The following is a 7,656-nucleotide window of genomic DNA, read 5'->3' on the forward strand; positions in this document are numbered from 1 at the left end:
TTCTAATAATTCCTAGGTACCATGGCCACCACTAGCAAATCAATTCACTCGTGGAATTTGCACAACTATCGGGACACAACCATGGGCGCTGGTTGAGACTGAAGGTCCCTCCCAACTATCACCTCACCATCGGCGAGGTCTCCTACTCGGTGCCCTATGTGCTTCTAGGCTAAGACGTTGAGGTCCGCATCACCGAGGGGCTCGTAGAGATCTTTCATGCTGGTCAACGGGTCGGGTCTCAGCAGCGGAGCTATCAAAAAGGTGGGGTCACAACCGATGTGGCCCACCTGCACCCAAAGCACGCTGCCTATCTTGACTCACTCTCAATCGAGACCATCACCGCCAAACTCGTAGCCATTGGGACAAGTGTTGGGGCACTTGGGGATCTCTTGGCTGGCGAGCCACCCGTCAGTGAGGCCAAGCGTCACTTGTTGACCCGTCTCCTTGATCTGGCCCATGTTCACGGGGCGGATGAACTAGAGGCCGCCTGTCACTGGGCACTAGCCAACAACACAACGAGCCTGGCCTCAATCGTATCCATCCTTGATACCAAGGTCTATCTCACCGGGGACCAACCCCAACCACCGGTTTCACCCATACATGACAACCTCCGTCACCACGACGAGTTCACCAACACCCAAAGGGAGGCCTAAGAACCATGTCGAGTCATCTGGCAAACCTAGAACACTTTCGCGCCCTACGGCTCCCTGATGCAAGAGCCGAGTACGAGCGCCAGCTCACCGAAGCGACCATTGAGTCCATGAACTTCATCGACCGGCTCGATCTCATCCTCGACAAGGAGATCGCAATGCGTCACAACCGCCGAGTGGCCAACAAGCTCTGCGAGGCCACCCTACGGGTCGTGGCCTATAAGGAGGAGTTCTCCTTTGAGACCAATCGTGGAATCTCACGGGAGACCTTTGCACACCTGGTCTCACTCTCATTCATGGACCGAGCACATGGCCTCATCATCACCGGGCCTACCGGGGTTGGTAAGAGCTACCTTGGCTGTGCGCTTGGGATGGAGGCGATACGGCGTGAGTACTCGGTGCGCTATGTACGCACCTCTGATCTCATCGAGCGTCTCACCCTCGCTAGAGCCGACGGGAGCTACCGGAATCTGATGGCAAAGCTCCGCCGACTCGATCTGCTCATCCTCGACTACTTTGGACTCAGCGGTTTCGGTGTCGAGCTCTCGCGAACTCTTAGAGATCATCGATGCTAGAGTGGATCTGCGCTCGACGATCTTTCTCTCTCAGTTCCCGGTGGCCAAGTTCCACGCCCTCATGGAAGACGCTACCGCCGATGCCATCATGGATCGTATCATTCACGCTTCAAGGGTGATTGAGCTCACCGGTGAGTCAATGCGAAAGCTAAAAGCACACGACGAACTCAACCAAGACGAGGAAGGGGGGTAAGCCAAGCCAGCCAAGCAGTCATGACGAGATGGATTCCAGGAGTTAGAAGAACTGACTTTCAGAAGTTAGAAGAACTGATCTTCAGGAGATAGAATCGGCCGCTTTCACAAGTTACAAGAATCGGCTTTCACAAGTTACAAGAAAGTGGCTTCAGGAGAGCAAGAATAGTAATTTTTAGATCCTTGACCAGGCGCTTCCAAAGCGAAGGCTGCGCTCTAATCCCCGTGTGATACGCAAACGAATGAGCCCCTATCCCACCAAGTATCCCAACCACTCCAACTGGCCCCAGCCCTCAAGGCCAGCCAAAGATCTTATCTATATCATCAGAGTTGGTCCCTAAGTTAACGGTATTGGACTAGCTGGACGGCCCCATATTGCAGATGAGGTCTTGCCCTGGTCGTAATCTTGCCGTCTTGGTCGTCATGGCCGTGTCTCTGGCGAGAGCTACGGACGACACTTGTGACACAGGTTGATGCGGCCGTCGAGTTTAGAAAACCAACGCAACGATGGTCTGCGGACCTAGAAAGGCCGTCCAATCGGGGCATTATGAAAGGGACATTCCACTGATCCTGAGACCTGGGAGACCTAGCTATGCAGCCCCATCGCAAAGTCACTCCAGCGACGACGCCCTGGTCTCGGTGGTGCATTCAACAGGGCCCCATGATTGCGGCGGCCTCTTGGTTATTTGTCTCAAGGACGTGAGAATAGACCCTGAGGGTCGTCGAGGCGTCAGCGTGACCGAGTCGTCCTGATACCGTACGAATGTCCATACCAGCGGCTACCAACTGAGTGGCTGCGAAGTGTCGGAGACTATGGAGATGAAGCTCCCGATAGCCCAAGTTATCCGCAATTCGTCGAAAGAGCTTCGAGGGACTATCCGGATGTACGGGAACCGATCCATCAGGTGATGAGTAAAACGGATACGGATTACCAACATGACCGATCCCCAGACTCCTGGACGCTTGCCGAAGGCGTTCTTGTTGCTCGCTGACAACGGAGCAACCGAACTCATCAAGTGCCACATAGCGGCCCTGATGGGTCTTGGTGGGCGCCTCTCTGGTGCCGCCGGCCGAAGTGTAGATGAGCGACTTGGTCACCTTGATCCCTCCATCGCTACAGTCGTCCCAATGCAGTGCACAGAGTTCCCCTCGTCGCATACCAGTCAGGGCCGCCAGTACGAAGAAGGCTTCCCATTGAGGATGCAGCGCCTTTGCTCGCTCCACGATTTGTATGAGCTGTTCACGTGTGGGTGCTACCACCGTTAGGGTAGTGACCCTTGGAGGAGAGGCCCACAAGGCAGGATTGGACTCAGTCCACCCCCACTTCATGGCTTGATTAAAGAAACGCCGGATGATGGCATGGGTTTGGCGCATCGAGGCCGGTGAACTACCTTGGGCCACGAGATCTTGATAGAGCCAATCAAGATGTGACGCTGTCACCTCACCGATGGCAAGGTCTCCGAGGGCTGGCAAGATCTGGCGTCGAATACGCCCTTGGTAGCCAATCACGGTGATTGGTGCGAGCCCGGGTACAACTCGCTCAAACCATTCGCTCATCGCCGTCTCAATCGATTGCGTATAGGATCGTGCCTCGGTATCCTTGGCTCCCATCAAGAGCCGTTGAAGTTAGTAATCAACTTTGCGCTTCGACCCATGAACGGTCACAAATTGCTGGCGACATTTGCCTGAGATCGGATCCTTGGGCAGTTCGACCACCAGCTGGTAGACATCTTTGTCACGCTTGCGGACGTCTCCTCTCATCCACGAAGGCTACATCAATGTGGGCAAAACGTGGGCAAGGAAACCAATCTAAATCAGAAAATACGCTCTTACCAAGTGGGCCGCCAGGGTCTCGAACCCTGCACCTTGGGATTAAAAGTCCCCTGCTCTACCGGATGAGCTAGCGGCCCAGAACACTTGCTAGCGAAAATAATCTAGTCGGCGATGTCTGATCTGCGTCATCTAAGTCGATGTTTATCCCTCTCTTCCCAGTCCACTATGATGAAGGCAATGGACAACATAGAGCTAACCGGTAAGGAAGAAGGCATCTCCTACACCGATCTTTACAGAAGGTTCGAGGACATAAAGGCTAAGTTCGCTGCTGTCTCATCGGAGCTCGATAGTTTCCTATCCACAGACAACAAAGACGAGTCGTCAAGATGAGCGTGAAGGTTCTTTTTTTTGCGCGCGCTAAAGAGATAGCCGGCAAAGCGGAGACGGAGTCCGATGCGGCGACCATTGATCTTCTATTGAAAGAGTTAGTGACTACCTACGGACCTGAGTTAGAGTCTTTGTTGTCGGTGTCACGACTCTGGGTCAACGACGAACCCGCAGATGTCAATCAACCTCTACGAAGTGGAGACCAGGTCGCAATACTCCCACCAGTATCGGGCGGATGACTAGGGGCCTCGACCTCGCCTGAAGGATTAGGGCGCCACGGACGTACATTATTGAGCATTTGCTCAGCTTTTGTGAAACGTGCTCCGATCTTTTCTGACTTGACTAGCCTTGATAATCGCTATGTGGTGGAGTTAGATGGTAATTAGACAACAGGATAAAATCACGCCTGAAAACGTAATTAAAAACGTACTTGCGACGGAGATTGAGGGGGACAAATCATCCCAAAGTCGCCGGGTTCGTTTCGTCGCGAGGCTTACTTCACTTCTCGGTATGCTTCTCTTCTTCCTGCTAGCACTAGAAGGTGTCTCCGTACCATTGGTCGGCGAACTCTTGACTTGGCATGTAGTAGTAGGTGTCATCCTCATACCAGTTATGACAGCCAAGATAGTTGTCACCTCGTACCGCTTCGCCCTTTACTACACCAAGTCACTTGACTTCAAAAAAGCAGGTCCACCTTGGATGCCTCTTAGAGTAATCGGCCCCTTGATAGTACTCTCTACCGTTGGATTGATGGTCTCTGGGGTTATGCTCATGGTGATAGGACCAAACTCTCCCAGCGTAAACCTCTGGATCTTTATACATCGTGCCACATTTATTGCTTGGTTTGCCTTTATGGCAGCTCACGTGGTGAGCTACGTTCGTAGAGCAGCGACAGTAAGCTGGAAGGACCTCAAAACCCTAAGTGTAGGTGACTCGCTAAAGTCATCAGACAGCTGGTACAGGTTCATAATTGTTATAGTAACTTTGGCCATAGGAATCGGTCTTGCAACCAAGTTCGGGCAGCTTACCGCTCCGTGGTTAGCTCACTTTGCCCCCTACATCTCTGGTAGCAAGGGGTAACCAGAACAAACCCACCTATCGCCTCTTCGATGTACCCAACACCTCTGAGTTCACCGAACTTTCTCATCCATCTTGATCAAATCAACGCTAGCGATGATTGCCGTATTGCTTACCCGCTTCGTTACCACAAAGTGTCATCTGGCCGCTTCGTATCTTTTGACGTAAAAGCCAATAGCTATAAGTGCAGATATCATTATCGAAACAAAGGCGAAGCTAGGAATAGCAAAAGAGTCAAATACGCCGATAGCTAACCCCACTATGGCGACGACAAAGAATACGGAAGACACGCCCGGTCTCTTAGCCACACGCCGTAGAGTCCTTGCAAGTTCTAAAGACTCCCTAAAGCGACCCCTATCTAGATACATCAACAAGGCAGCTAACGCCATAACCATAGCCACTCCCCAAGGTATAAAGCTTGGGGTAATTTGGTCCGGTTGCGCCAGAACCCACGATCCAATGGCATAGAGAGACATAGTGCCAAGTGGACTTTGGGAAAGAATCAGTACCACAGCCACAGAGATCAAGAAGTAGTGCGACCAGACGATCGGGCTCTCGATCAGCGACCAAAGAACGATCGCTGCAAAAAGATACCGATCGGGAGGATCTATCTTCTTTTTCACATACACCAATGAGAGGGTAAACACTAGGGCCAACGACGCTGTAAGCCAGAACGCCACCGTCTCGGAGTGCACAAGTATGTCCAAAAGGCTCACCAAAGAGAGTCCAGAGGCGCTTTCGTATCCGCTAAGACGCCGCAGTATGTGGTAGTAGGCGGTCAGGCTTGAAACGAAGAAACCTGTGGGCGCAATTAGGATAATCACCGCAAACACAGAGATCGAGAAGGCTCGATATCTCTTAGAAAGAAGGTACCAGAGTAAAAGAGGCAACAAAAACAGCTTTACACCGATCGCCAGGGCAAGAGATATGGACCCAATAAATACAGAGTTCCGATACCTCCAAGAAAGCGCAATGAAAAACAGGAGAATCGGTTCTACGGATAAGACCTGAAGGGCGGTTATTGCAAAACTTGAGACCAAGATAAGCACACCCACGGCAAAATTTGCTTCGTTCTTCAAGAGCAGCTTCACGCTGACTAGGATTAGCCCAATCTCGGCCACTCGAAACAAATCAAGAGCTACGTTATAGGGCAGTGTCGTAAATGGAATGAAGTACGCAAGCGTCGTTATTGGGTACACAAATGCATGACCGCCTCTAACGACACCAGTTCCGGGCGTGGGATAGGGACTCTTTCCAGATAACAAGGTATTTGCAGCAGTGTAGAAGGTCCTAAACTCAACTGCGGGAATCTTCGTGTAAAACATCCACCAAAGAACCATCACGGCCATAGCGAAAATAGAACCTTCTAAGAAGCTACTCTTGCTGACGAGACTCAAAATAAAGTCTGAAAAGGTTCCGGCATCGCCACCTTCTTCCAACCGATCTCCCATCGCGTCACACTAAAACACAACGTCCAAGCAGCTGTCACCACGTCTTTATTCTGTCAGAGCGACCCTCGCCACGTCCCGATAAAGCGGTAACCAAACTACATCCTTCAGTTAAAACATCCATTAATTGGCCTTTAGTCATACCCGCAGAATTTCGAATCTCGCCATCTAACTGGTATTACAAGCCAATCCAATACTTCAAGGGGCGGTTAGAGAAACTGTATGACACCTTCCATAACGACCTTGAGTACAGCTTACATGCAAAGGTCTAATGTAACGAAAAAGGTGTACTCACTAGCGAGCGTCTCGGGGATCTATGGACAATGCACCGTTAATATCTCGCCCCTCACTTAAAGATCGGAGTCCAACACTTTAGTAAGGTAGATCCGATAGTGATCTCTGATCGATTATTTCAATCCGATTGCCAAAAGGATCTTCAACATACATCCTCCTAAGCTGAGGGATCTCGTCGTCGAGCACGAAGTTGATGTTGAAACTCTTCAACCTCTCCACAAGCTCATCGAATCCCTCCACAACGATCCCTGGATGTGCTTTTTTAACTGCGGTAAATCCAGAGTCGACGCCGAGGTGAATCTGAGCAGTCCCACTCTTGAACCATCGGCCCCCGCGTCGTTGAAGTGCCTCTGGCTTTGGAACAACCGACATCCCAAGTACTTCCGAGTAGAAGAACTCCGCATCTAACTCCCTTCCTGAGGGCATTGCTAGCTGCACATGGTCTATCGACGTTATCTTCACGACGATAAGGCTACCTCTAGTCGACCACTAAGCAGTACCTCCTCCTTCAGATACATTCCCTACACGATATAAACGACCGGTCGGTCGTGATAGGAAAACTTGAAGGAAACGCAGAAAGACAAACCAGATCTCTCTGCCAAAGGGTATTTCTATATGTAACTTCAAATCGTTCGATGCAACGCATTTGGAGAGGTTCTGCGATTTGGGACCACAATAAATTATTCCGATCTTCTTCTCATCTGTGTTGGTATCAAGAACTCACTGGGATGACTTCCATCTGAATCGGTCATTGGATTCAACCTAAAGACGACAACCCCACTTGACTGACGTGCGTTTGATAGGACTCCTCACCAACTACCTGGAGGATCCTCAAGACTATTACCCTCGGCTCGGATATGAAAGCCGAACTTAGGACGAGGTTCAACTGGTTGTGCAGAATCCGGTGCCTTAGCTTCTTTGGTTCCACGACCGGTATCAAGAGAACCACCATGTCATAACCGTCAAGTTTGCTCTTCACAAAGGCCTTTATAGGTTTTGAGATAGATTGATACTGTGTTGGTATCAGCTCAAGAGGAACTTGGGGGTTCCACCTTTCCCAGGACTCCTTGAGCTTCGTAGCAGCACCTTCTGTGCCCGGGAGGACAACCCTGACGGCTACTTGCTCGCTTGAGATCTCTCTAGCTGTCGCCACCGCCTTGGCTGTGAAAAGAGAGATCAGTTATGGGTACGACTACCAGAATTTGACCCCGTTGGACCCTATGTCTCAGTATCAGTGTGTGCGCGGCTTGAAAAATAAAT

11 protein-coding genes and 1 tRNA gene are annotated in these 7,656 nt (G+C 50.9%); 6 read left to right on the forward strand and 6 right to left on the reverse strand.

The window, feature by feature from the left end:
- The first annotated feature begins 278 nt into the window (after nt 1–278).
- The 3 genes from BUA24_RS11175 to BUA24_RS13215 are packed head-to-tail and all read left to right on the forward strand — an operon-like array spanning nt 279 to nt 1,418.
- The gene (locus BUA24_RS11175) at nt 279–653 is read left to right on the forward strand and encodes a hypothetical protein (RefSeq protein ID WP_072792613.1); all 375 of its coding nucleotides are present in this window, start codon (nt 279–281) and stop codon (nt 651–653) included.
- Between the two features lie 5 nt (nt 654–658).
- A complete protein-coding gene (locus BUA24_RS11180; RefSeq protein WP_084660455.1) occupies nt 659–1,225 on the forward strand; it encodes an ATP-binding protein in 567 nt (188 codons plus the stop codon).
- 1 nt (nt 1,226) lies between these two features.
- Nucleotides 1,227–1,418 carry an ATP-binding protein gene (locus BUA24_RS13215; RefSeq protein ID WP_272867311.1) on the forward strand — a complete coding sequence of 64 codons (192 nt, stop codon included), beginning with the start codon at nt 1,227–1,229 and terminating at the stop codon, nt 1,416–1,418.
- Nucleotides 1,419–2,065: 647 nt separating this feature from the next.
- On the opposite strand, the gene BUA24_RS11185 is transcribed toward BUA24_RS13215, so the two are convergent.
- The 3 genes from BUA24_RS11185 to BUA24_RS11190 all read right to left on the reverse strand — a co-directional run bounded on the left by BUA24_RS11185 (nt 2,066) and on the right by BUA24_RS11190 (nt 3,327).
- Complete coding sequence (locus BUA24_RS11185) at nt 2,066–2,974, reverse strand: tyrosine-type recombinase/integrase (protein WP_178138823.1); 909 nt, start codon at nt 2,972–2,974, stop codon at nt 2,066–2,068.
- A gap of 69 nt (nt 2,975–3,043) precedes the next feature.
- Nucleotides 3,044–3,178, reverse strand: coding sequence for a hypothetical protein (locus tag BUA24_RS13220; protein WP_272867312.1), 135 nt, complete (start codon nt 3,176–3,178; stop codon nt 3,044–3,046).
- Between the two features lie 76 nt (nt 3,179–3,254).
- A tRNA-Lys gene (locus tag BUA24_RS11190) sits at nt 3,255–3,327 on the reverse strand.
- A gap of 100 nt (nt 3,328–3,427) precedes the next feature.
- On the opposite strand from BUA24_RS11190, the gene BUA24_RS12660 reads away from it, so the two are divergent.
- From BUA24_RS12660 to BUA24_RS11200, 3 genes are all read left to right on the forward strand, one after another.
- Nucleotides 3,428–3,580, forward strand: coding sequence for a hypothetical protein (locus BUA24_RS12660; RefSeq protein WP_218587479.1), 153 nt, complete (start codon nt 3,428–3,430; stop codon nt 3,578–3,580).
- Nucleotides 3,577–3,816: a MoaD/ThiS family protein gene (locus BUA24_RS11195; RefSeq protein WP_072792618.1), complete on the forward strand. Its 240-nt coding sequence runs from the start codon at nt 3,577–3,579 to the stop codon at nt 3,814–3,816. Before BUA24_RS12660 ends, BUA24_RS11195 begins: the two co-directional genes overlap by 4 nt.
- A 136-nt stretch (nt 3,817–3,952) precedes the next feature.
- Entirely contained in the window at nt 3,953–4,657 is a 705-nt protein-coding gene (locus BUA24_RS11200) for a hypothetical protein (RefSeq protein WP_072792621.1), read from the forward strand.
- Nucleotides 4,658–4,791: 134 nt separating this feature from the next.
- On the opposite strand, the gene BUA24_RS11205 is transcribed toward BUA24_RS11200, so the two are convergent.
- The 3 genes from BUA24_RS11205 to BUA24_RS11215 form a co-directional block, all read right to left on the reverse strand.
- Nucleotides 4,792–6,105: a glycosyltransferase family 87 protein gene (locus tag BUA24_RS11205; protein WP_072792623.1), complete on the reverse strand. Its 1,314-nt coding sequence runs from the start codon at nt 6,103–6,105 to the stop codon at nt 4,792–4,794.
- Nucleotides 6,106–6,474: 369 nt separating this feature from the next.
- The gene (locus BUA24_RS11210) at nt 6,475–6,858 is read right to left on the reverse strand and encodes a VOC family protein (RefSeq protein ID WP_245790471.1); all 384 of its coding nucleotides are present in this window, start codon (nt 6,856–6,858) and stop codon (nt 6,475–6,477) included.
- A 295-nt stretch (nt 6,859–7,153) separates the two neighbouring features.
- Complete coding sequence (locus BUA24_RS11215) at nt 7,154–7,549, reverse strand: hypothetical protein (protein ID WP_072792625.1); 396 nt, start codon at nt 7,547–7,549, stop codon at nt 7,154–7,156.
- Between the last annotated feature and the right edge of the window lie 107 nt (nt 7,550–7,656).

The sequence above is a fragment of the Ferrithrix thermotolerans DSM 19514 genome (assembly GCF_900128965.1).
Lineage (GTDB): Bacteria > Actinomycetota > Acidimicrobiia > Acidimicrobiales > Acidimicrobiaceae > Ferrithrix > Ferrithrix thermotolerans.